The 25,094-nt window shown below is 39.6% G+C and carries 22 protein-coding genes; 5 read left to right on the forward strand and 17 right to left on the reverse strand.

All coding sequences use genetic code 11. The features are described 5' to 3' along the window. Positions 1–176 precede the first annotated feature (176 nt). Positions 177–1,709: a methyl-accepting chemotaxis protein gene (locus PSE72_RS08655; protein ID WP_109911771.1), complete on the forward strand. Its 1,533-nt coding sequence runs from the start codon at positions 177–179 to the stop codon at positions 1,707–1,709. 68 nt (positions 1,710–1,777) lie between these two features. Here the strand turns inward: PSE72_RS08655 and tsaD are convergent, their stop codons facing one another. After that, on the reverse strand, positions 1,778–2,797 hold the full coding sequence (gene tsaD / locus PSE72_RS08660; RefSeq protein ID WP_004908561.1) for a tRNA (adenosine(37)-N6)-threonylcarbamoyltransferase complex transferase subunit TsaD: 1,020 nt from the start codon (positions 2,795–2,797) through the stop codon (positions 1,778–1,780). A gap of 329 nt (positions 2,798–3,126) precedes the next feature. On the opposite strand from tsaD, the gene rpsU reads away from it, so the two are divergent. The 3 genes from rpsU (at position 3,127) to rpoD (ending at position 7,302) form a co-directional block, all read left to right on the forward strand. After that, positions 3,127–3,342 (forward strand): 30S ribosomal protein S21, encoded by a 216-nt coding sequence (gene rpsU / locus PSE72_RS08665; protein WP_001144069.1) that lies wholly within the window; start codon positions 3,127–3,129, stop codon positions 3,340–3,342. 171 nt (positions 3,343–3,513) lie between these two features. After that, complete coding sequence (dnaG, locus tag PSE72_RS08670) at positions 3,514–5,259, forward strand: DNA primase (RefSeq protein ID WP_004908557.1); 1,746 nt, start codon at positions 3,514–3,516, stop codon at positions 5,257–5,259. A 102-nt stretch (positions 5,260–5,361) separates the two neighbouring features. Beyond that, on the forward strand, positions 5,362–7,302 hold the full coding sequence (gene rpoD / locus PSE72_RS08675) for an RNA polymerase sigma factor RpoD (protein ID WP_109911769.1): 1,941 nt from the start codon (positions 5,362–5,364) through the stop codon (positions 7,300–7,302). A 68-nt stretch (positions 7,303–7,370) separates the two neighbouring features. Here rpoD and PSE72_RS08680 read toward each other — a convergent pair whose 3' ends face one another. The 3 genes from PSE72_RS08680 to PSE72_RS08690 all read right to left on the reverse strand — a co-directional run bounded on the left by PSE72_RS08680 (position 7,371) and on the right by PSE72_RS08690 (position 10,710). After that, the gene (locus PSE72_RS08680; protein WP_109911768.1) at positions 7,371–8,831 is read right to left on the reverse strand and encodes an MFS transporter; all 1,461 of its coding nucleotides are present in this window, start codon (positions 8,829–8,831) and stop codon (positions 7,371–7,373) included. 139 nt (positions 8,832–8,970) lie between these two features. Next, positions 8,971–9,378 (reverse strand): hypothetical protein, encoded by a 408-nt coding sequence (locus tag PSE72_RS08685; protein ID WP_109911767.1) that lies wholly within the window; start codon positions 9,376–9,378, stop codon positions 8,971–8,973. Next, entirely contained in the window at positions 9,379–10,710 is a 1,332-nt protein-coding gene (locus PSE72_RS08690; protein ID WP_272687985.1) for an MFS transporter, read from the reverse strand. A 99-nt stretch (positions 10,711–10,809) separates the two neighbouring features. Between PSE72_RS08690 and PSE72_RS08695 the strand changes: the two genes are divergently transcribed. Further along, positions 10,810–11,709, forward strand: a complete 900-nt coding sequence (locus PSE72_RS08695; protein WP_004908546.1) for a LysR family transcriptional regulator — start codon at positions 10,810–10,812, stop codon at positions 11,707–11,709. A gap of 112 nt (positions 11,710–11,821) precedes the next feature. Here PSE72_RS08695 and PSE72_RS08700 read toward each other — a convergent pair whose 3' ends face one another. The 13 genes from PSE72_RS08700 to PSE72_RS08760 all read right to left on the reverse strand — a co-directional run bounded on the left by PSE72_RS08700 (position 11,822) and on the right by PSE72_RS08760 (position 25,023). Further along, positions 11,822–12,121: an HdeA/HdeB family chaperone gene (locus PSE72_RS08700; RefSeq protein WP_004908543.1), complete on the reverse strand. Its 300-nt coding sequence runs from the start codon at positions 12,119–12,121 to the stop codon at positions 11,822–11,824. A 233-nt stretch (positions 12,122–12,354) separates the two neighbouring features. Further along, a complete protein-coding gene (locus PSE72_RS08705; protein ID WP_115167817.1) occupies positions 12,355–13,650 on the reverse strand; it encodes an MFS transporter in 1,296 nt (431 codons plus the stop codon). Between the two features lie 93 nt (positions 13,651–13,743). Next, a complete protein-coding gene (locus PSE72_RS08710) occupies positions 13,744–14,205 on the reverse strand; it encodes a RidA family protein (RefSeq protein ID WP_110731723.1) in 462 nt (153 codons plus the stop codon). A gap of 9 nt (positions 14,206–14,214) precedes the next feature. Beyond that, positions 14,215–15,375, reverse strand: a complete 1,161-nt coding sequence (locus PSE72_RS08715) for a M20 family metallopeptidase (protein ID WP_109911764.1) — start codon at positions 15,373–15,375, stop codon at positions 14,215–14,217. Between the two features lie 15 nt (positions 15,376–15,390). Next, positions 15,391–16,458 (reverse strand): alanine racemase, encoded by a 1,068-nt coding sequence (locus PSE72_RS08720; protein ID WP_115167818.1) that lies wholly within the window; start codon positions 16,456–16,458, stop codon positions 15,391–15,393. An 11-nt stretch (positions 16,459–16,469) separates the two neighbouring features. After that, positions 16,470–17,129 carry a helix-turn-helix transcriptional regulator gene (locus tag PSE72_RS08725; protein ID WP_109911762.1) on the reverse strand — a complete coding sequence of 220 codons (660 nt, stop codon included), beginning with the start codon at positions 17,127–17,129 and terminating at the stop codon, positions 16,470–16,472. Between the two features lie 283 nt (positions 17,130–17,412). Beyond that, a complete protein-coding gene (locus tag PSE72_RS08730) occupies positions 17,413–18,513 on the reverse strand; it encodes an ABC transporter substrate-binding protein (protein WP_004908526.1) in 1,101 nt (366 codons plus the stop codon). 78 nt (positions 18,514–18,591) lie between these two features. Continuing rightward, on the reverse strand, positions 18,592–20,793 hold the full coding sequence (locus PSE72_RS08735; protein ID WP_115167819.1) for a TonB-dependent siderophore receptor: 2,202 nt from the start codon (positions 20,791–20,793) through the stop codon (positions 18,592–18,594). A gap of 222 nt (positions 20,794–21,015) precedes the next feature. Next, complete coding sequence (locus PSE72_RS08740; RefSeq protein WP_115167820.1) at positions 21,016–21,786, reverse strand: class I SAM-dependent methyltransferase; 771 nt, start codon at positions 21,784–21,786, stop codon at positions 21,016–21,018. A gap of 13 nt (positions 21,787–21,799) precedes the next feature. Then, positions 21,800–22,150 carry a cupin domain-containing protein gene (locus PSE72_RS08745; RefSeq protein ID WP_115167821.1) on the reverse strand — a complete coding sequence of 117 codons (351 nt, stop codon included), beginning with the start codon at positions 22,148–22,150 and terminating at the stop codon, positions 21,800–21,802. Positions 22,151–22,185: 35 nt separating this feature from the next. Continuing rightward, positions 22,186–22,926, reverse strand: a complete 741-nt coding sequence (locus tag PSE72_RS08750) for an ABC transporter ATP-binding protein (RefSeq protein WP_115167822.1) — start codon at positions 22,924–22,926, stop codon at positions 22,186–22,188. Further along, a complete protein-coding gene (locus tag PSE72_RS08755) occupies positions 22,923–23,942 on the reverse strand; it encodes a FecCD family ABC transporter permease (protein WP_115167823.1) in 1,020 nt (339 codons plus the stop codon). Before PSE72_RS08755 ends, PSE72_RS08750 begins: the two co-directional genes overlap by 4 nt. Continuing rightward, positions 23,935–25,023 carry an ABC transporter substrate-binding protein gene (locus tag PSE72_RS08760; RefSeq protein ID WP_217007790.1) on the reverse strand — a complete coding sequence of 363 codons (1,089 nt, stop codon included), beginning with the start codon at positions 25,021–25,023 and terminating at the stop codon, positions 23,935–23,937. Before PSE72_RS08760 ends, PSE72_RS08755 begins: the two co-directional genes overlap by 8 nt. Positions 25,024–25,094 lie beyond the last annotated feature (71 nt).

A 25,094-nucleotide genomic window follows, 5' to 3' on the forward strand; every position in this document is an offset into this window, starting at 1 on the left:
GCGTGATATCCCTCCTTAAAACTGTACTAGTAGTAATTTGTGCTACGTTACATTTTTGCCATAACTAGCGCACACTTTTAAAAAAAAGTTAAATTATTGCAAATTTATTACTAAGGAATATTTAAAAGCTGTCGACTATATAAAAGGAAAATTAAACTATAATAATGGTATTTATAATGAGCAGAACCCCTTATATCACTCAAAATGAATATGTGTTAGATGAAAACATCACATTAATGACAACCAGCGATCTACAAGGAAACATTGTTCACGCTAATGATTTCTTTGTGCAGGTTAGTGGTTATGAATTAGATGAATTATTAACACGTCCACACAATATTATCCGCCATCCAGATATGCCCAAAGAAGCTTTTGCCGACATGTGGGCAACACTTAAAAAAGGAGAACCCTGGACTGGCATTGTGAAAAATCGTCGGAAAAATGGTGACCACTACTGGGTTCGAGCTAATATTGTCCCAGTGGAACGCAAAGGCGTTATTACAGGCTATATGTCCATTCGTACTCGAGCAACACGCCAAGAAATTGCAACGGTAGAACCACTCTATGCAGCAATGAATGAAAATAAAAGCCAACAAAAAATTTTCAAGGGGATTGTGCTTTCTAAAAAATTACCATTTCACTTCTCAACATATTCAACACGTTCACGTATCCGACTCATCATGAGTCTGTTATTTATCCTTTGGCTCATTACGGCTAGCTTTATTTTGCAGCCAAGCGTGCCTCTACTGCTGATGAGTGCCTGTACATTTATCATACTATTGGTCGGTGATGTGATACTTGAAAAAATGCTAGCAACTCCACTGGAAAACATGACCAAACAGGCACTTGGTATTGCACGAGGAAATCGACATAGCGTTAACCATATGCAGCGCACAGATGAAATTGGCTTAATATTACGTTCTATCGGGCAACTTGGGCTAATCTGCCGTTGGTTAATAAAAGATGTCTCCGAACAAGTTGATAACGTTCGCAAAGGCAGTGAATCTTTAGTCTCCGATTGTCATGAATTAGACACTCACACTCAACAAACCGTCGGCTATATGCAACAAACCGTTGCAACAATGAACCAAATGGCCGTTTCCGTAAAAATGAATGCTGATAACACGATTCAAGTTGACCAACTTTCGAATACAACGAGCAAAACAGCAGTGAATGGGGGCGCCATGATGGAAGCCGTTGTGGATACCATGGATGAAATTGTCAGTAGCACCAGCAAAATTAACTCCATCACTGACGTGATTAAAGACATCGCATTTCAAACCAATATACTCGCGTTAAATGCCGCGGTAGAAGCCGCACGTGCAGGTGAACAAGGCAAAGGCTTTGCCGTTGTCGCAAATGAGGTTCGTAGCCTAGCAAGCCGTAGTGCAAGTGCAGTAAATGATATTCGTGAATTAATTAATGATTGTGAAAAGAAAGTCAATTCAGGGAAAAATCAAGTCCATACGGCAGGGGATACCATGAAGGAGATTGTTGACCAAATACAAAACGTCACGCAATTGATCACCCATATTAGCCAAGCAACCTCTGAACAAGCGGCAGGGATAGCCGATATTACCCAAGCAGTCAGTGAGCTCGAAACCATCACACAACAAAGCACATTACTGGTAGAACAAAGCACAGAGACATCGAAAATGGTAAAAGAACGGTCAAGCCGGCTGGAAGATGCGGTCGTTATTTTACATTAGTACTTAACTGAATAACAAAAGGGCTGTCATCCCAGCCCTTTTACAAAAATAGAGATACACCAACAACACTATTTTTCTAGCGGGGGCAATTCTGCCAAAGGCCAACGTGGGCGAACCGTCACCCCAAGCCCTGTAGTGGTTCCACCTTTAAGGCGAATAAGCCCCGCCAGCGCGATCATTGCGCCGTTATCCGTACAAAATTCAGGGCGAGCATAAAAAACTTCACCACCACGCTGCTTGAGAACGTCTTCCATTTTAGCTCTAAGTGCGCGATTAGCACTAACACCCCCCGCCATCACCAAACGTTTAAAACCTGTTTGTTCTAAAGCGCGTTTGCATTTAATTGCCAGAGTATCGACCACGGCATCTTCAAAGGCTCTCGCAATATCCGCACGAGTTTGGTCGTCATCCGCATTTTCACGGATGGTATTGGCTGCAAAGGTTTTTAGCCCAGAGAAGCTGAAATCCAGCCCTGGTCTGTCGGTCATTGGGCGAGGAAACACAAAACGACCTGCAGTACCCTGCTCCGCCATGCGAGATAACACTGGGCCACCAGGGTAGTCTAAACCTAATAGTTTTGCTGTTTTATCAAACGCTTCGCCTGCTGCGTCATCGATGGATTCGCCTAGCAGCTCATACTCACCAATTCCGGTCACACTGATAAGCTGAGTATGCCCACCAGAAACCAGTAACGCGACAAAAGGAAATTCAGGGCTTTTCTCTTCTAACATCGGTGCCAATAAATGGCCTTCCATATGGTGAACGGCCACGGCGGGAACGTTCCAGGCAAAAGCTAATGAACGCCCTACTGTTGCACCAACCATTAAAGCCCCAACCAAACCTGGACCCGCAGTATAGGCTACAGCGTCGATGTCTTGACTTGTTAAATTGGCTTCTTTCAACGCTGCTTGAATTAACGGCACTGTTTTACGAATATGATCGCGTGAAGCCAATTCAGGCACGACACCACCGTAGTCTGCATGAACTTTAATTTGGCTGTATAATTGATTGGCTAATAAGCCATGCTCATCATCATAGATTGCGATACCAGTTTCATCGCAAGAGGTTTCGATACCTAAAACACGCATTGCACTACCCTTGTTTATTGCATAACCGCAAGTCTATCACTATTTTCGTTCAATCGCGTAATTAATGTTGTCAAAAGGCTGACTTTCCTGACTGTATAGTCTATAATCAGTCCCCTGTAATAAAAATTTCGTGTGGCTAATTCTCATTATTATCTGGTTTTGTTTGCTTTTTCATCAAATGAACTGCAAATCAGGTAATCTTGTGTGATTCAATTTTATACGGCACTTTACAAACCCGTACTCATTGAAGTAAAATTCCGCACCATTTTAAATGAAGGCTGGTGAATCAGTACCAGCAACAAACCGATTTCTATTGAGGTGAGAGGCACATGCCGGTAATTAAAGTACGTGAAAACGAGCCATTCGACGTTGCACTGCGTCGTTTCAAACGTTCCTGTGAGAAAGCAGGTGTTTTAGCTGAAGTTCGTCGTCGTGAATTCTATGAAAAACCAACGACTGAACGTAAACGCGCTAAAGCATCAGCTGTAAAGCGTCACGCTAAGAAACTGGCTCGCGAAAACGCACGCCGTACTCGTCTGTATTAATTGTTTGCGGTGAAAGCCGCATTCATTGTAGACGATAGCTAATACAAAACTTTAGTTTCTCTTGTAGTCACTCCAGTTTTTGTAGTAGTACATAGCTAAGCAGTTAAAGGCCGTGCTTTCCTAAAGGAAGCGCGGCTTATTATCGTTCATCAACAGGCGAAAAAGAGGCTTATGGCTGGACGAATTCCGCGTTCATTTATCAATGACTTGTTAGCAAGAACCGACATCATTGATTTAGTCGATGCAAAAGTCCCGTTAAAAAAACAGGGTAAAAACCATCACGCTTGTTGTCCGTTCCATAATGAAAAAACACCTTCTTTTACCGTAAATGGTGAAAGACAATTTTATTACTGTTTTGGTTGTGGTGCTCATGGCAACGCTATCGATTTTTTAATGAACTATGACAAACTCGATTTTGTTGAAGCCATTGAAGAATTATCTGCACTACATGGCCTTGATGTTCCTTACGAAAAAGGAACGGGTTCAAGCCAAATAGAACTTCATCAACGACAAAATTTATATCAGTTGATGGAAAAAATTAATCAATTTTACTGTGCTGCCTTAAGTCATTCTTCAGCTAATAAAGCGAAAGATTATTTAAGCCAACGTGGTTTAAGTGCCGAAATTATTGAGCATTTTTCAATTGGTTTCGCCCCTGCGGGCTGGGACAATTTGCTCAAAAAATTCGCTGTAAACCCAGAAAGTCGCAAACAGCTTGATGATGCAGGCATGTTAGTGACAAATGATAATGGCCGAGTCTATGACCGCTTTAGAGAGCGTGTCATGTTCCCAATTCGGGATAGGCGCGGTCGTGTGATTGCCTTCGGTGGGCGCGTATTAGGAGATGCTCTCCCTAAATACTTAAACTCCCCCGAAACAGATATTTTCCATAAAGGCCGTCAGTTATTTGGCCTCTATGAAGCAACACAAAACAGTAATGAATTATCAAAATTACTGGTAGTTGAAGGCTATATGGACGTTGTTGCACTTGCTCAGTACGATATCCGCTATGCGGTTGCTTCACTTGGCACATCAACAACCTCAGAACATATTCAGTTACTTTATCGTTCAACAGATACGGTTATTTGCTGTTATGATGGAGACCGCGCTGGCCGAGAAGCGGCATGGCGAGCACTTGAAACAGCACTGCCTTATCTGACTGACGGCCGTCAATTGCGTTTTATGTTTTTACCCGACGGTGAAGACCCAGATTCATTAGTACGAAAAGAAGGCAAAGACGCTTTTGAGCAACGTATGAAAGATGCTCAAACCCTTTCTGCTTTTTTATTTGATTCACTTGTGCCACAGGTAGATTTAAAAACACAAGAAGGGAAAGCAAAATTTAGTAAACTGGCTATCCCTTTGATTAAACAAATACCTGGTGAAACACTGCGCCTTTATATGGCACAAGAGCTAGGAAATTTTATTGGTATACCGGATATTTCTCAAGTTCTTGCTATGATTGATAGAGAGAGCACAGAACAAGTTAACTATCAGGCGCCCAAATTAAAACCAACCACAATGCGAATACTTATCGCGCTGTTGGTACAGAATCCGAACTTTTCGGAACTTGTTCCCTCATTAGAGGGAATTGCCCATATTCAAATGCCGGGGCTTTCTCTATTTCAGGAATTGGTCGATGTCTGCCGTTCCACCCCCGGAATGTCAACTGGGCAGTTGCTAGAGCGTTATCGTGATAATAAATTTGCGAAACAGCTTGAAAAACTCGCAACGTGGAACGATATAGAAATAGAGGAGATAGCGGAAAATACTTTTATAGATGCCTTAAACCATCTATTTAACAGCGCACTCGACGAACGTTTTGACTACTTAATAGCAAAAGAACGAACTGAAGGGCTGACCCCAGAAGAGCGCGAAGAAGTCCGCTTAATCACTCTTTCTAGAGTGAAAACATAGTATCAACCCAAAACAGAATTAGTATTTTAAACGGCTTAAGTGCCGATAAACACAAGGCAGATGCCTGTAAAATGCTACGAAAAATAAAGGGCGTAGCAAATAATAAATGTTCCCTTTGTATGTTCTTGTTGGCCGAATGTTTCGCCGACCGACACCAATCTAAATACTCAGAAGTGTGGATACCGTCTTATGGAGCAAAACCCGCAGTCGCAGCTTAAGCTACTCGTAACCAAGGGTAAAGAGCAAGGTTACTTAACCTATGCTGAGGTCAACGACCATCTGCCGGAAGATATCGTCGATTCAGATCAAATCGAAGATATCATTCAGATGATTAATGACATGGGCATCCAGGTCATGGAAGAAGCACCTGATGCCGATGATTTAATTTTGGCTGAAAATACTTCCGATACTGATGAAGATGCAGCTGAAGCCGCTGCACAAGTGCTGTCCAGTGTTGAAAGTGAAATCGGCCGTACAACCGACCCTGTCCGCATGTATATGCGCGAAATGGGAACCGTCGAGCTTCTCACTCGAGAAGGCGAAATCGACATTGCAAAACGTATCGAGGATGGGATAAATCAGGTTCAGTGCTCTGTAGCTGAATACCCTGAGGCTATCACCTATCTTCTTGAGCAGTATGACCGTGTTGAAGCAGGAGAAAGCCGTTTATCTGATTTAATCACCGGCTTTGTTGACCCTAACGCGGAAGAAGATCTCGCACCAACAGCGACTCACGTTGGCTCTGAATTACCACAAGAAGAGCTTGATAAAGACGATGACGAAGACGAAGAAGATGAAGACGGCGATGACAGCGATAGCGATGACGATAACAGCATCGATCCTGAATTAGCGCGTCAAAAATTCTCTGATCTTCGTGAGCAATATGAAAAAACGCGTCAACATATTAAACAATATGGTCGTAGTGACGCGAAAACGGCTGCCGCTATCGAGCAGCTTTCCGAAGTATTTAAAGAGTTCCGTTTAGTTCCTAAGCAATTTGACTATTTGGTCAATAACATGCGTGAAATGATGGACCGAGTTCGCTTACAAGAGCGTACCATCATGAAACTGTGTGTTGAACAATGTAAAATGCCGAAGAAAAACTTCATTACTTTATTTAGTGGTAATGAGACCAGTGAAACTTGGTTAACTGCTGCAAAAGCAATGAACAAGCCTTGGTCAGAAAAATTACTTGAAGTTGAAGAAGAAATTCTGCGTTGCCTACAAAGACTGCGCCAAATTGAAGAAGAAACGGGTCTGACAATCGAACAAGTTAAAGATATCAACCGTCGTATGTCTATCGGTGAAGCGAAAGCACGCCGTGCGAAAAAAGAGATGGTTGAAGCAAACTTACGTCTGGTAATTTCTATTGCTAAGAAATATACCAACCGTGGCTTGCAGTTCCTTGACCTGATTCAAGAAGGTAACATCGGTCTGATGAAAGCCGTTGATAAGTTTGAATATCGCCGTGGCTATAAGTTCTCAACTTATGCGACTTGGTGGATCCGTCAGGCTATCACGCGTTCAATCGCTGACCAAGCACGTACTATTCGTATCCCGGTTCACATGATTGAAACTATCAACAAGCTGAACCGTATCTCTCGTCAAATGCTGCAAGAAATGGGCCGTGAGCCATCGCCAGAAGAACTGGCAGAACGCATGCTAATGCCGGAAGATAAAATTCGTAAAGTACTGAAGATTGCTAAAGAACCGATTTCAATGGAAACCCCTATTGGTGATGATGAAGATTCACATTTAGGTGATTTTATTGAAGATACCACTTTAGAACTGCCTTTAGACTCTGCAACATCAGAAAGCTTACGCTCTGCAACTCACGAAGTGTTAGCAGGCTTAACCGCTCGTGAAGCAAAAGTACTGCGTATGCGTTTTGGTATCGACATGAATACTGACCACACCCTTGAGGAAGTTGGTAAACAGTTTGATGTTACCCGTGAACGTATCCGTCAGATTGAAGCGAAAGCGTTACGTAAATTACGTCACCCAAGCCGCTCAGAAGTGCTACGCAGCTTCCTTGACGAATAATTGATTCATTTATATCTAAAAACACCTGCTCCGGCAGGTGTTTTTTTATGCTTACTACCCAATATTCGCTAATTCTCTGATTTATTCCTTGCCATCAGACATAACGTTATCAATATCGCTATCGCGCCACCTAACATCGCCAGATTAAAACCGGAAACAAAAGCAGAACGCGTTGCCTGCTCAATAAATGTTGATGGCATCACCGAGGAAGTTTGAATCAAACGTTCGATTTCCTGTGCCGACAACATCATGGCCAGCTTGTTATCCTGTAATAGCTGCTCTACAGCGCGATGTGTCATCAATGTCCCTAAAAAAGCAATGCCAAGGGTCATACCTGTTTGCCTTAATGCGTTCATGACCGCAGAAGCAATACCAGAATAGGCCTTATCAACACTCGCCATAACCAGTGCCCCAATTGCTGGGGTAGACATCCCCATTCCAGCCCCCAAAATAAATAAGGTTATCGCAATAGGAATATAAGGTGTTTCAGTATTCACACGAGTTAATAATAATGAAGCCAATGCAATTAAAATAAAACCCAAAATCATGAGGTTTCGCACGCTTAAACGGCGAGACAGTTTACCAAAAGAAAATGAAAAAATAGCCATGGCAATAAACTCAGGAGCCATGCGGATCCCGGCTTCAAATGCCCCCCACCCTTGGCCTTTTTGCAAAAATAGTGCGATGAAGAATACATTACTGTAAGTTGCAAAACCCAAAGCAAAAGACGCCATATTATATTGAAAGAAAAAAGGATTTTTTTTGAATAAAAAAAGCGGTAATAATGGCCGAGTTACGTGAAGTTCAACCCAAATAAACCCTAAGCATGCAAAAATCGCAATGATTAACCCACTCAATGTGAGGTAACTGCCCCAACCGTGTTCTCCAGCTTCGATTAAAGCAAAAGTTAACCCACCTAACGCAATGATACTTAAAACTTGTCCCATTGGATCTAATGCGGCTTTATCTGGATCTGCACTTTCTTGTATACCTAACCAGCCTAACAGTAATGTCAGTAGTCCAATCGGGATATTAATTAAAAATATCGTTGTCCAATCGAAGCTATCGACTAAAAAGCCCCCTAAAATAGGACCAATAATTAACGAAAGTGCACTCACTGCTGACCAAATACCAATAATTCTGATGCGCTCGATATCATTCGAGAAAGCTTGCGTAATAATAGAAAGTGCCCCTGGAATTAAAGCAGCAGCAGCGACTCCTTGGATAACCCGCCCCGCTATCAACATGTGTGGCGACGCAGAAAATGCACAAATTGCAGATCCTAGAGTAAAGATAACAATCCCTGTTAACCAAATTTTTTTACGCCCATAACGGTCGCTTATCGGGCCAACAGATAGGATCAACGCTGACAGACATAACGCATAGGCGTCAATAATCCATTGTAGCATTGACATATGAGCCTTGAGGTCACGCCCAATAGCAGGTAGTGCAACATTTACAATACTGATATCTAACGTTGCCATAAAGGTACCCAAGCAAACTGCTAGGATCAAAAAAAGCCGTCTCATTTTTATACCTCATCATCGATCATAGCAATATGATAATATTCGACCGACCGACGGTCAATAAAAATGAGAATAGATATCATTTATCACTTATATTTTTTTACTCTTTGAAAAAACGGCCTTTAGCCGTTTTATTCTTATTTTAATCCGTTTGAGTTGAAAGTACCGGAGTTTCATGTAGATAAACCCAATAACATTTCTCCGCTTCCACTCTAATGCAAACAACGGAAGTTCGTAATGTTTCTATATCACTAATTTGCTGTTTCTCTTGATATTGAATCCAGCAATAGCCATTATCCTCTCTTAATGGAACCAGATTAGTACATCTTGTCGTAAATGATGCTCGAGTCCCAATATTTTGGCTAAATAACGTGGTGACGTCATTTAAACCAATGCAATAGCCTTGTATTGTGACCATTTTGAAGTTGTCATCAAAACTGCTTAATAAAAGAGATAAGCTTTTATCGCTATTTCGTCCCTTAAATACATCTTCAATTAAAACATGTAAATCCACTACGCTTTGCAGCGCTCTTTTCATTGTTTCACTCATTTATTTTTCCTTGATCACTGAAATTAATGAAAGTAACCCGAGTATTGATGCGATAAAAAACGTATATTGATAACGTATTAAATTATTCGAGAAAGTCGTTAAGCTAAATATAGAAATAAATACGACTGCACCAACACTAAATGCGACTTGTCGATTAATATTCCACAATACGCTACCTTGAAGTAAATCTTTGTCTTTAAAATCCATTAACGAGCTAATTTGTGCAGTATTGGCGCTCAATCCCCCCCCCATCCCCATCAATAAATAAGCGATTATTAATAAACTGAGCTGGTTTGAAGATGAAACCCAATAAAGCAGAAAAATACCAAAGCTATGCAGTGTAATACCAATAATAAATAATCGCTTTTTTCCTATCTGCAAATAAAGGCGTCCACCGGTTAGCATTGATATTACTGCCCCCAATGCATATAGCACCATAAATAGCCCGGTTTGTGCCGCACTGAACCCCATATTTTCTTGTAGATTAAAAATATTGAGTAAATTAACTCCCGTAAAAATACCGGGAACAGCATAGTAAACAATAAAAGCGTTGCGTAGGTTGGAATTCTTTAATAACTGAAAATTTAAAATAGGTTCTCGGCATTTTTTAGCGTATTTAAGGTAAACAATAAATACGAGGGCTGAAGTAAAAAAACTCACCAAAGCCAATAATAAATTGTGATAATCATTATAAAAAGAGAATGATAATAATAGGCTTAACAAACTTAAACTCACCATTATTAATCCCAAAATATCTGGTTTTTCTCTTATTTTTACTCCTTCATTTTTTATCCAACTCCAGGCTAGTACTGCTGTTAGTAATGAGAAAGGCAAATTAGAATAAAACACCCAATGCCAAGACAGAGAATCAATAATTAGGCCGCCAATTGCAGGCGAAAATGCGGGAGCAATTAACGCTACAGTCATAATCAATGTTGATATACGCTGGCGATCATTATTGGGAAATAATGCGAAAACTAACGCCTGACCTACCGGAATTAATAACCCTCCTGCTGCACCTTGGATAAAGCGCCAAAAAATTAAGCTATAAATTGAACCACTGCTTCCACTAAACCAAGCAGCAACAGAAAAAAGTAACATGGAATAACACAGTAATTTTTGATTGCCTAACCTACCTGCTAGCCATAAGCTGATTGGCATCACTAAAACTAGACCTAAAATATAGGCATTGGCAACCCATGCAACTTGAGATTGGCTTACTGAAAAGGACGATGCAATATCAGGTAATGCTATCGCTGACATAAAAATGTTAATACAATCAATAAAGAAACCAAGTAAAAATACTGTGGCAATTTTGTATCGATAAGTCATGGACTTCCTCCGGTGGCAAAGAATAAGTTTTAGTCCTTTCTTTGTCGATACAAGGGAGGTAACATGATTGTTTAATAAATAAGAACAATCATTGTTATTATGCAAAAAAATCTCAAAAAGATTATCAGTTTTCTACAAGTTGTTGATTCGGGCTCATTCACTAAAGCCGCAGATATTTTAGGGCTAAGCCGTTCTATGGTGAGTGTCGATATCAAACAATTAGAAGCTCAGCTTAATGTAAGCTTGCTAACACGAAATACGCGAAATATTGCATTAACAGAGGTGGGAAAACATTTTTATGACGACTTTAAACGTATTCAAAGTCAAATAGATGAAGCTTTCGAAAAAAGCCAAAATTTAGGAACTAATATTGTAGGTTTGCTGCGCTTTTCATCAACAAGTGAATTTGGCCAACGTTTTATTTTGCCACTACTACCTGAATTTTGCCGCCTTTATCCTAAGCTAAGGTTACAGTATTCATTTAACTCATCCTTAGATGACCTTATCACAGAGAAACTCGATTTATCTATTCGGTTAGGTAATTTAAAAAATTCATCCCATAAAATGAAAAAACTGGGTGAATATGAAATTTACTTAGTTGCCACCCCTGAATTTCTAAAAAAACACCCAATCAAACAACTCACTGATTTAGCAAATGTTCCATGGATTAACCATGCGCTATTAAACTGGCAAGATCCTCAATATTTTTTACAGAATTCAAAAAATGAAAAATATTACTTACCTTTAATTAAAAACCAATATGAGTCTAATTCTGCCGCCGTTATTCACCATATGGTGTTAGCCTCATTAGGTATTGCAATATGCCCAGCTTGGATGGTTGATGATGACTTGCGGTATGAACGCTTAGTTCATGTATTACCTGAATACCGTTTGCCGAAACAAAATATTCAATTACTTTACCCAAATACTTTTGTTTTACCGGCTAAGACACGTGCATTTATCGATTTCTTAACCGATAAATTAGCGGCAAAGAAATAAAGATAGGTCGGTTCAATGTTTCTAAAATAGAGATTTCTAATCTACCACAGTATAATAGCTATTTTCCTAATCGGAAATGGCTATTATGCCCTCCATGGCATAATAGTTTGCTTTATTTCTTAGATGCTAAATAATCTTGTAGAGTGCCTTCCGGCTTTTTCTTACAAAACTCAACAATCTGAGGGACTTCGGCAACACTTTGCTCTGTTAGCGCAACATAATCTCCACCTTTAAATTGCGTTTCTTGATTTGTTACCCATAACGCAATAGGTGCCCAGCTCTGAGGGTCTAAATTAATAAATTGCTGGCAAGTCATATTTTCAGGTGTAACCGTATTTTTGTCTGCCGCCATTGAGTTAAATGAAATTGTAGATACAGCAAGTAATACGCTAGATATAATAACCTTTCTCATTTTGAACTCCTTTGAAAATTAAAAACACAGAATCATGTGCCGGAATATTATTAGCATATTATTTATGGAACTTACATATTCTAATTTTGATGATTAAATTTATACCGAGTCAAAAATTCGAATAATAAATAATAAAAACAAATAACTATGAACAATTACTTAATTAGACCATCAATATACGATATATTTTTTTATAAAAAAGCCACTTATACAAAGTGGCTATGATTATTTAATTAGACTGTTTTTACTTCCATCTCAGCAGGATCTTTAATTGGTTCATTAACAAAGAAGAAATAAACCAATGATGCTAGGAATGCGACAGTTGCACAAACCACAAGGGCTAAGGTAAATGAATGTGTTTGGTCAATAATAATACCGGTAATAATCGGAGCAAACGACCCTCCAATAAAACCACCGAAATTTTGAATGCCACTCACAGAAGTGATTAAGCGAGAAGGCACTGATACTAAAATCAATCCCCAAGCAGAAGTCCCCGCAAAGTGAATAGAAAATAGTGCCATACTAATACACGCAACGGCTGAAAAGGTACTGTCAGTATAAGCGGCCGGCAATGTAAACATCGCAGCGAATAACAAGCCTAAGCAAATCATCCACTTACGGCTTTTCATTTTGTCAGCACCGCGTTTCGCCACATAGTCTGCAACAACACCATTTACCAGCATTCCCAGCGCACCAAATAAAAAAGGTATTGCTGCAACCCAGCCGGTTTTTTCTAGACTTAAACCTCTGGAGTTTTCAAGATAAGCAGGCAACCATGTGAGGTATAACCAAACCATATAGCCCACACCATTAAACCCAATGATCATTCCCCATAAAGAACGTTGTTTAAATAATGACGCCCATTCCTTGAAAGAAACTTTATTCGTTGAAGATGGTGGAGCACCGTCATTTAAATAGTTTAATTCATCATCTGTTAATTCTAATTGTTCGCGATTACGATAGAAAATAAACCAAAGTATAGACAGAATAATCCCACTAATACCGATAATAATAAACATTGTACGCCAGCCAAAAGCTAACATTAATGCGATGAGCAAAGGTGGCGCTAATGCTTGAGCTAGCGTAGAGGACATATTTACAATCCCCATTGGCAGACCACGCTCACGGATATTATACCAATCATTAACGACTTTAACGCCTGTCGGTAAATGCGGTGCTTCACCAATACCTAAAATAACCCGTGCAATAATTAAATGGGTAAATGAAGATAATAGCCCTGTCACGGTTTGTGCTAATGACCATAAGAACAAACCGAAGCCATAGATCTTTTTAACCCCAAAGCGTTCCATTACCATACCTATAGGTAGTTGGCATAACGCATAGCCAAATGAAAATACCGATAACAATAATCCCATTTGGGTTGCACTAAATCCTAATTCTTTACTTATTGTAGAGTTAGCAATAGAGAGTGATGCTCTATCTAAAAAATTAATGATACCTGCTATCAACAAAAATGTAAGCGCAATAAGCTGCCAGCGCTTTAGCCTTTTACTCGCATGTAGTGACATAATTAAGTACCTTTAAGACGTAACAGGACCCTGCGGAATAATATTTACTCCGCAGATTTATTTTATTAATAATCTTTATTTTTTATCTATTATTTACGACTTTAACTTTAATATTAATTCTATTTCCACTGGCGTATCAAAAGGTAATGTATTCGTACCGATTGCTGAACGTGCATGCTTACCTTTATCACCGAGTATTTCAATTAAAAAATCTGAAGCTCCATTCATGACTTGTGGTTGGTTTTTAAAATCATTAGCACTTTGTACAAAACCTAATAATTTTATACATTCATCAATTCTATCTAAATCTCCTAAATATGCTTTCAACGAGGAAAATATATTAACAATGCACTGTTTTGCTGCTTCTTGGCCTTGCTCAACTGTTAATTCTTTACCTAATGTACCGCTATAAATTAAGACGCCATCTTTTTGGCAATCGTGGCCTGATGTATATAATAAATCCCCATACTGCTTAATGGATACATATGAAAATTTTGGCGTCCCTGGTGTGGCAAGTTTAATCCCTTTATCTTCTAATTTTTTTTCAATATTCATTCAATTTTCCTATTTATTGAGCAAGATATTAGCCATGTCATAATAAATTTCCGCAGCAAGGTATAATTCTTTTATTTCAACAAACTCATCTTTAACATGAGCTTGAGCTAATCCCCCTGGTCCCATAATAAGTGTAGGGATCTCACTGGTAACCGAGAAAAAAGGCGCCTCACATGTCGCTTCAAATATTTCTGGTTGCGCTGTTTTTTCTGTAAAACGGCTCACTGTATCTAATGCAACTTTAGTTAATTCGTGATCTGCTGGGATATCTGAAGCGGGAATAAATAAGTAATTATCTAAGTGATAATCTATCTCTTCACCTTTATTATATTGCGCAATAGCTTGATGCAATCTCGCCTCTATTTCTTGCTTTTCTTCCCCTGGAACGAGTCTTCTATCTATTTCAATATCACAATGCTGCGGAACGATATTCGGAGCTGTACCACCATTTATGGTGGTAATAATCATTGAAGCATTTCCTAATAGTGGGTGACTAATTTCCTCAACAGAAGTGCGATGTTGCTCTATCGCAGGTAGTATTTTGGCCATCTTAGAAATGGCACTATCAGGATAACGAGTTTTTGCTGCATGACCCGCGGTGCCTTTAGTACTTAAGTTATAACGGCTAACGCCTTTATGTGCGATACAAACACCAAGAGACGTTGGTTCACCAATAATGGCATAATCTGCAGAAATTCCATCTTTAATGTAATGCAGCATGCCAAGATTAATTCTCTCCTCATCCACATTAAATACTAATGTTAAATTACCTGAAAATGCATCTTGATTACGCTTTAATAATGTTGCCGCATACATCATTGCAGCAACACCAGACTTCATATCTGCGGCTCCTCGCCCAAAAACTTTGCCATCTTTAATCACTGGGTCGAATGGCTCGGTGCTCCAACCACAACCACAAGGCACAACATCTATATGACCGTTGAATAATAAATGTTTACCTTTTCCTGAACCTTTTAAATGTGCAATAACATTTGGACGTCCAGGAGCAACCTCTTGCATTTCAACATCAATATTTTCTTGTTTAAAGTAGTGATATATAAATTCAGCAACTTGTTGTTCTTCCCCTGGTGGGTTTTCAGATTTATGCCGAATTAAGGCACAAAGAAGCTCTAGCAACTCATGTTGTTGCTGTTCATTTAATTTATACATTTTATTCTCCGATATTTAATATCGTGCGTCTGGTATAATAATATGGTCTATTTCATTATTATTTAATGCATATATTTTGTTTGTTAAGTTAGGAATAACACAACTGTGATTCGGTATAATATTTAATACATCACCAATATTTAATTTAATTTTTTTTGGGTCATAGCGAAGATAGCCATGCTCTTCATTTAATTTAACTAGTTTTATATTTGGGTCTTCCACTATATAACCAAACCCTGGTTCTGCGGATTGATCAGAAGTTAATGTTTTTGTCCCTGCATCTACTGTTGCATACCCCTCAATAGGAATACTCACAACCGTTGTTCTTATTGTTAAAGCGCAATCTTCAGGCGTATAAATACCACCATAGATAGCATTCATATCGCCAAAAATAAAGTTCCCAGCCCGTGACTCTGTAATCCCTTTTAATTCATCAGCATAGAATGAAGATAATGTTGAGCCGCCAGATGTCCGAGGCGCTTCGATACCCAATTTCTCTAACCGTTTTTGGCAAGATAATAAAAGCTCTGCTTCTGCTTTTGCCGCTTTACGTATTTCAGGCTCTGTACGGTATTGGTATATTGTTCCTGCATAAGTAAATACACCAATAATTTTCAAATTAGGTAATTTTTGTATTGCCAGTGCAAATGGCTCTAAGTCATCTAATTGAATTCCTTCCCGGTGAGCACCATAATCAACAGCAATATAGACCTCAATAATTTGGTTTTCTTGCTTCGCTGCTACTGATAATTGTTCAGCACCTTGTAGGCTATCAATAATTGTTTTTAATCTGATTTTTTTAGCTAACTCAATAAATTGCTTGCACTTTTGTTCACCGATCATTGGGTAAGCAAGTAGAATATGATCAATTCCGCCTTCCGCCATAACTGTCGCTTCTTGCAATGTGGCACACGTAATTCCTTTTGCACCACAGGCAATCTCAAATTTTGCTAATTCTACTGATTTATGCGTTTTTATATGTGGCCAGTGTTCAATATCTTGCTGTGTTAGCTTGCCTGTCATGCCTCTGACATTTTTTTCAAGTTGCTGTAAATCTAAAGCAACATAAGGCGTTATTGGCATAAAAACCTCTCTTATTCTTCATTATTGTCTTCCCCTTTTAATTCCGCTAAATAGGTATAAAGGGTATATTTGGAAATATTTAAAAATTCACAGATTTTCTCACCTGCTTTTTTGATTAAGAATGCACCTCTATCATCAAAGAATTTAATTGCATCCATTTTTTCTTTTTTTCCCATATTAATGACGGGGACTTTAATAACCTGCATACATTCTTGAATAAGGTGATCTAATATTTCATTAACGTCCGTGACAAAAACTTCCTTAACCGTATCCTGCTCAATGCTATTGCGCTGTGTAATGCCTTGAATAGCTTTTTCTGCAGCAATAAATTCTGAAATATCTTGATTAATACAAAGTGCCCCAGAAACTTTGCCAGTTTCATCACGTAAATAGATTGAAGTTGAACGCAACATTTTCCCATCTTTGGTTTGGGTAAAATAATTGTATTTGTCGCCATCAACATCAGTGCCGCGCAATACCTCAAGCCCTAAATTACTACTTGGGTCTCCCACCTTTCGCTTCGTTACATGACCATTAATAATTGCAACAATACTGCTTTCTAGCCCTTTACTATGGTCATGTAATACCACTTCACAAGTGTCGCCAAATTGGCCCGCAATCCCTTTCATAACTGCCAATAACATTTCAAAGTTGTCTTGGATAATTTTCATTTTCTACCAAACTTATTTTAAGCCTAACTAAATATTAGTTAGATCATAATGGAGACTCAATCAAGATTTGAGCAATTTGTGATCTATATCTTGATTCTAGCTAACAAATTTTTAGTTGCCATGACTAACATAGCAATAATCCCAGTTTATAAAAAAACTGGGAGATAAGATAGAACAAGGGATTTCAGAGAGTTTGTTAATGAATGGAAAGCTATATAGAGATAAACTAGCCGCCTAACTTTTTGTTAGTTTCTATTCCCGACAAAAGTTAGCGATCCTATTTTTATAGATTCACCCAAAACACCCCAGTTTCTCGGATCTCTGTAAACTGCTTTTGAAAGTCAATTAAGTTTTGTTCTGGATTTAATGCGCTAAATCGCTCTGGATGCATAAATTTAGCCATAGCTTCAATGGCAAATATGTTCATCGGATTGTTGTAAAAATTATGGTAAATCGCCATAACGCGCTTTTCTTTAACTGCCGTTAATGATGAAATCCCTTGCCTATCCATTAATACCGATAACTGCTTCTGCACGTTAGCTTTATCTGCATTATATCCTAAGCTTACTGCGAGCGAGCGACGATTAAAATTGTGCCAATCAGCGCCAGTCAGTAAATAGAATTCTGGGTTTAATGTAATAATATTCTCAATGGAGCTTTCAGCCCCTTTTGCAGGAAAGCTATCTGCAACAAGATTATTTCCACCTGCCAAGGATGCTAAAACACCATAACCTGAACGCCCATAAAGCTGACAGCAACTATCCGCAAATAGCCCGGCATTTGCTTCAATCAAAACAGTTGGAAATGGCTGAGATAGTTGGCTTTCAATGGCCTCTAATTTCTCTTGATACAGCGTTGCAAACTGCCCCGCTCTTTCTTGTGTTCCTAATAATTCTCCTAATAATAAAATGCTTTTCGGCGTATTTTTCGCAATATCCATTCGAAAATCAATAAAAATGACTTGGATACCTGCAGCTTCGAGTTGCGGTAAAATTTGACTATCACGCATCGCACCATAATTAGCCTTATGCATAACTACCACATCAGGCATTAACTCGATCAATTTTTCAACTTGGAGACCGGCTTCACGTGTTTTCTTTAACGTGGGTATTTTGCCTAATTCAGGCAACACACTGAAATAAGCTTGTTTTAAATCTGGTGCGTATTGCGTAAGCGAATCACTCCAACCCGCAATGCGTGATATCCCTTCTTTACCAGCAGCAATATCCACTGGCAAAATATCACGGCTATCCACCAAAAATAATTTTTCGACGGGAAGATTAACAGTAACTTCACGACCTTGTAAGTCAGTGATCACCGTTGATGTTTTTGCCTGCGACCAAAAACTGAGCAAGCAAAATAACCCTATAAGAAATGATTTCATGGAATATCTCATTACTTTTTATTGCTAATAATCTGCTAGAAATAAGTCACTAATACATAGTGACTTATTTTCAATTAATTAAAATGTCACACTGTAATTAAGGGCAAAGGTTCGACCACGGCCTTTATAATCGTACAGGTTTGCAGCTCCGTATTTCGGGCTATATAAACTTTGTGCCCGCTGCCCCCAAATTGTGGAGTAATTTTTATCTAGTAGGTTTTCCACTGCAAAGCTGACTTTACCCACTGGCAGCATATAACTTCCTAATAAATCAACGGTATTATAACCATCAAGTTTCTTACCTGCCGCATCCGTTAAATTGAATGTTTGTTGGCTTTGTAAGCGTAGTGCCCAATCATTCGGTTCCCAACCAATATAAGCATTCACTTTTGACGGGCTCGCGAAGTCAACGCTCCATTTTTCCCAGCTACCATCCACTTTAGTTTCTGATTTTTGTAGATTGAAATTACTTCCTACACTCCAATCTGAATCAGCAAAGAAGTAATCCACCGCGCCTTCAACCCCATAAATACGGCGTTTATCGGTTTTCATATAGATGGTCATATCATCTTTATTAATGCCATAACTTCTATCAGACAACGAATAATAGGTGGCAACTTGTGTGCGCAGGTTTTCCCCTGTGTAACGCCATCCTAACTCAAACGAGTTAACCTTAATTCCTTTTACCTTGGTATCATTAATGTTAACACTTTTATTGAGATGGTAGTGGCCATTGGCATCTGGGGTCTTCACATAGTCACCTGTTCCGTAATACTTAGCAATATCAGGAATTTCAAAGCCTTGAGAGAAATTAAACCATGTTTGTTGCTCTTCAGTTAGGTTAACCAGCAGCCCTGCATTAAACAGTAAGTTGTTGTAATCCGTTTTCCCACCCGGTACTGCATCCGCTGATTTACCTTTACCATTAGCAATCGCTTCTTGCTGCACATAACCAATAAAATCATCCACTTTATTTTCAGTATATTGGTAACGCACACCACCGCTTAACGTGAACATCGGCGTAATGTCATAACTGCTTTGTAAAAATGTCGCCATATTGGTGGTGGTATAACTTGGATAGCGGCCGATTTGGAAAGCTTTAGTTAAATCCATTCCTCCTGATTCTTTCGCTTTATCTAAATCAAAAAACATTTGATTCGCACGAAATTGCTCATGCTCTGCATCCACACCATAAGTTAACGTTAATTCATCGATAGGTTGGCTATTGAATGTCAGCTTGGTTCCATAAAAATTGGTTTTTTGATCCGATGAGCTGATACTTGTAACATCCTTGCCAGTCAAGGTTGGGAAGGGATAAAACTTTTGTGATTCATCACGATAATAAACTTGAGCAACAAAATCTTGCCCAAACACATCTGCATTTGAATACTGTAAATTGAGCAAATTGCGCTCAGTTCCGGGCAAACGATCAGAGCTTAATTTACTGCTATTATAAGCTTCACCTTGTCCTTTAACCGCGGAAAAGTCTTTTCCTAAATAGAGGCCGTGTTTACCATCAGACTCACTTTTATAATGCTGATAAACGGCTTGAAGCTGTTGTTTTTCATCGATTTTGATGGTACCTGATGCCATCACATCTAGGCGATCAGAAAATTGCAGCCCTGTTTGGGTATTATCAATATTAATCGCATTACCTTTGCCATCATACCAACCGCCATAGCGTTGATAAGCAACAGAAATTCGTCCGTGAGCGTTCTCATTACCACCACTTACTGCTGCGGCAACATTTTCATCGTGATCTTTACCATTGTTAAAGCCTGTTTTTCCACCTAATTGCAGAGAAACCTGTTTTTCTTCTTGGCCTTTTTTCGTCACGATATTAATCAAGCCACCACTACTGCCACCGCCGTACATCGCCGTTGCACCTGAAATAACCTCGATATGATTGATATTAAAAGGATCGATGGAATCTAATTGGCGACTATCACTACGAGAAGAGTTAAGGCGTACCCCGTCCACCATCACAATCATTGAACGGCCACGCATATTCATGCCATAGTTTGTCCGCCCTTGGCCACTGACACTCATTCCTGGAATAAGCTGCGCTAAAATATCTTTTAACTCTTTTCCACCTTCAGCTTGCTGTTCAATTTCAGCATTATCAATCACCCATGTGGTTTGCGCCATTTCTGAAACGGTTTTATAACCACGTGTAGCGGATACGGTTATGGATTCTTCTTTTTTATCAGCGGCAAATACGGAGGGGGAAATAAAAGGGAAAAAGCAAGGAGAGATAATAAAAAAATGCTTTATTTTCATTAAATTAAACCTTTACATTATTAGAATTGCTGTTATTGAATCTAAAAAATAAATCACAATGCATGATTAAATTACTATTTATTATTTTATCAAATAATTATTATCAACAGTAACTAAGAATCAAGATAAATATAAGAATTATTATTATTAGCAATATAAAATATAAGGTTATTCAACATAAAAATACAAATCACGCATCCCTGCGTAAGATCTTCCTATAGGTTACTTCACGCTAACGACTGCAATATAATTCAATTTTCCACGATTTTGCCGAAAATGACGGAACATACGCAAAAATTGAGGACGGTTTTCTTTCTTCAATGCATTGCGGATAATCTTTAGCGCACCGAATACACCTTCATCGTAAATTAACCCTTTTGGCGATAATAGCGTCATTGGGCCAGTATGGGATACCACTTGCTGAAAGCCCACTTGTTGGAATAATTCCACCCACTGTGTTTCCGGTAATGGTTGCGCTTTGACATTAATCACTTGTTGCATTTGAGAAACCACATTTTGGACAGCTTGGGCATCCTTAAATGCAATATCATGGGTTAATAAACATCCGCCTGGCTTTAGTACTCGATAGTACTCCTGCAATAGCTTTGCTTTCGCTTTATCAGCGTACATGGTTAGCATGGCTTCATTAATGACCACATCAAAACTGTTATCCTCAAACGGTAATTTCGATGCATCTGCCATTTGAATTGTCACTAATTCTGTTAACCCTTTATTCGCAACGTTTTTTTGTGCTTGTGCAAGCGCCTGTTTGTCCATATCAATACCTGTAATATGGCAATGAAATTGAGAGGCAATTTCAATAGCTGTGGTTCCCATATTACACGCAACTTCAAGAACTTGGCTGTTCTTATGTAATCCTGATTGGCTAAGTAACCACTCGGTTGCTTCTTTCCCTCCTGGGCGTAGGCGTTTTTTCCCCAAACGAGCTAGAAATTTGTGCCCTGCTTCATGGGCAGTAAATGATTGGTCCATTCACACCTCCAAGTTAGTGTGTACAAGCCATTTCAGGCTCACGTAACATAATTAACAGCATTTTTACGGGTTCAAGCGCATCTACCGCATGAGGGATATTAGCCGGCATTCTGACAATTTCCCCTGGTTTAGCCATCACTGACTTACCTTCGATCGTGAGTTGTAAACTCCCTTCAACAACCATCACAATGGCATCAAAAGGGGCACTGTGTTCAGATAGCGCTTGGCCTTTATCAAAAGCAAATAAGGTGATATTCCCCCCACCATTTTTCGCTAATACACGGCTTGCAATACCTTGTTCGGTATAATTAATTAACTGATTGATAATCAGCGCTTCTGCGGGTGTTATTGTGTTATTGCTCATCGTTTATATTCCTTAATTTAATCATTTTCATTCAGTTATCTAAATAGCGGAATGACCCCTTGGGTCTGCCGGCCTTGATAGTCCATTGGCGTAATTGCAACAGGTAATTGGTACAGTTGTGTCAGGTTTTCTTCCGTTAAAATTTGTTCAGTTTCACCAAATAAACAGCCGCTACTGTTAAACAGCAATAATGAATAGTCAGCGATATGCAGCGCATGCTGTGGATAATGACTCGTAAATAAGATGGTCATTCCGCGATGTATGGCTAAATCACGTAAAACGCTGAGCACACTGTCTTGGTTGGCAAGATCCAACGCGGATGTCGGTTCATCCAGAATCAAAATTTTTGGTTCACTGGCTAATGCTCTCGCAATCATAACCATTTGTTTTTCCCCTCCACTGAGACAGTTAAAGGGTTGGTCCGCAAAATTACTTATGCCTAAGTACGCTAAACACCGCTCTACAATTTGGTTATCTTTTTCATTGGGTGAGGCATACCACGGCAAGTGACGAATACGCCCGAGACTCACCATGGTGCGAACAGAATAATGAAATAGTGAACCACTAAGCTGTGGAACATAAGCGACGGGGGCATTTAGTGAAATATTGCCTGTTGATCCTTTTTGTAAACCGAGCAAGAGTTTTAATAAGGTGGTTTTTCCACGGCCATTCGGCCCTAAAATCGCGCCAATGCTGCCTTTGGGCTGCTGAAAAGTTAAATTCGTAAATAACTGGCGCTGTGCAATTTTGAAATTAAGGTGTTCAACTTGGATCATAAATCGGCCACCTTTTTATTTAATGTATGGATCAGTAGTGCAAAAATGGGAGCACCGATTAGTGCGGTGATCACACTTAATGGAATTTCCGCATTCGTCATACTGCGGGCAAAGGTGTCGACAGCTACCATATAAATCCCACCAATAACTGCACTAGCGGGCAGTAATATCCGGTGATCATGTCCTACCACTAGCCGTGCAATATGCGGAACAATCAGTCCTACCCAGCCGATGGTGCCGGATACCGCCACTGTCGCACTAGTGATCAAGGTCACGCTGAGTAACACGGCCCAACGGGTTCTATTAATTTTCATCCCTAAGGCTTGTGCATTTTCTTCCCCTAAGGAGAGCACATTGATACGAAAACGCAGTGCAAAAATGACTAAAACACAGACCATAACAACAGGAAAAACAATATTAAGTTTAAGATAAGACGCACTGGCAAAGCTGCCCATAAGCCAAAAAACAATAGTTTGCAAAGTATTATTAGGGTCTGCAAAATAGGTAATTAACGAAATTAATGCAGCAAAAAAAGCATTAATAATCACCCCCGCAAGGATTAACATTAATAGCTGGCTGCCTTGGCGATTCAAGCCGAGTAAAAAAACTAGCATGATAGCTAACAACCCACCGACAAAAGCCAATGAAATGGTGATCAACAAAGAAGAAAATAACAAAATAGCTAGCGCGCCACCCAATGCGGCTCCAGATGAGACGCCAATAATTTGCGGCCCAACTAATGGGTTACGGAAAATGCCTTGCAAAGCCGCCCCCGCAACCGCCAACCCAGCCCCTGCTGTACCTGCTATCAGAACTCGTGGTAAGCGCACATTTAACACGACATTTTGTTCCGTACGACTATAGTTCCCCATCATCTCGTTACCCAAAATGGTGTCATAGAGAATATGCCAAACTGCAGAAAACGAAACCGGGTAGCGGCCACAACTTAGTGCCAAAACAAACGTCAACAATAGGCAAATGGCGAAAACGAGCCAAAGATATTGGGGCTTACGCATGCGGTTTCCCCATTAAAGAGATGTAGTGCTGGCTATTTTTGTTCATCTCCATTTGCAAAATGCCGTCAATTTGCTCATCAGACACGTCATAGCCATAAAGTTGCTGATATCTCAGGCGAATTTCCTCACGCAATGGCATTTTCATCGTTTCTGGATGAAAAATCATTGATAACCATTGCCAGTACAGCGGTGTTTCTTGGTTTGGTGCATCCCAGATAAAACCACCAATAGGAAGCTTATATACGCGCTGGTTTTTCACTGCAGTGACTTCGCTTAACATGGGATTGCGATAAACGTCAGCTGGCGATAACCCCTCTTCGAAATTACCCAATAGAATAATGTCAGGGTTCCAAACAAGAATTTGCTCAATATTGAGCGTTCTTGGCCCAGTGAGGTCGCGATTTAAACTCACTCCACCCGCCAGTGCAAAATCGGCATTGTTGTGTGATGTTGAGCCAAATGTTTGAATACTTTGGTTGAAATGAGAGAGATATAAGACACGAGGCTGCTGCGCTTCTGGTATTTTAGCGGTGGTAGCTGAAAGTGTATCGACAACTTGTTGGCGCCACTGGATCATCTTCTGTGCTTTATCATTGTGGCCAAGTGTTTGTCCCATTAGGCGAACCCACTCTTGCGTATAGCGTTCTTGCCCATAATCTAACGTAGCAACAGTCAGCCCTGCATCACGCATAGGGGAAATAATATCATCCCCTCGATGACCCCATTGCCATACTAGGTCGGGCTCCACATTAAGCAATGCTTCAATATTTGGTGTAAAGTTGTTACCTACGACATTTGAATTCACCTGTAAAACAGGAGAAAACATTTGGCTTAACATGCCATATCGCGCAGCAACCTTTGCAAAAGGATGCATTCCAACTAATTTTTCACTGCTTTCATCCATACCAACTAACATCGAAGCGGCAGGGATTGGGATCACGACAATACGTTTTGCAGGGGCTGACAAACGAATTTTATCCCCTGACATATCTGTGAAATCAACGGCTTGTGATGCATATACGTTGCCCATCCCCCACAAGGTCAGAAAAACGGCGATGAGTCTAAAAGCATTATTTATCATAGGGTTATTCAGCTCTCTGCTAAGATCTCAATTGATAATGTGTATGATTATCATTTATACTTATACCATTC

It is taken from the genome of Providencia sp. PROV116 (assembly GCF_028482485.1).
Classification (GTDB): domain Bacteria; phylum Pseudomonadota; class Gammaproteobacteria; order Enterobacterales; family Enterobacteriaceae; genus Providencia; species Providencia rettgeri.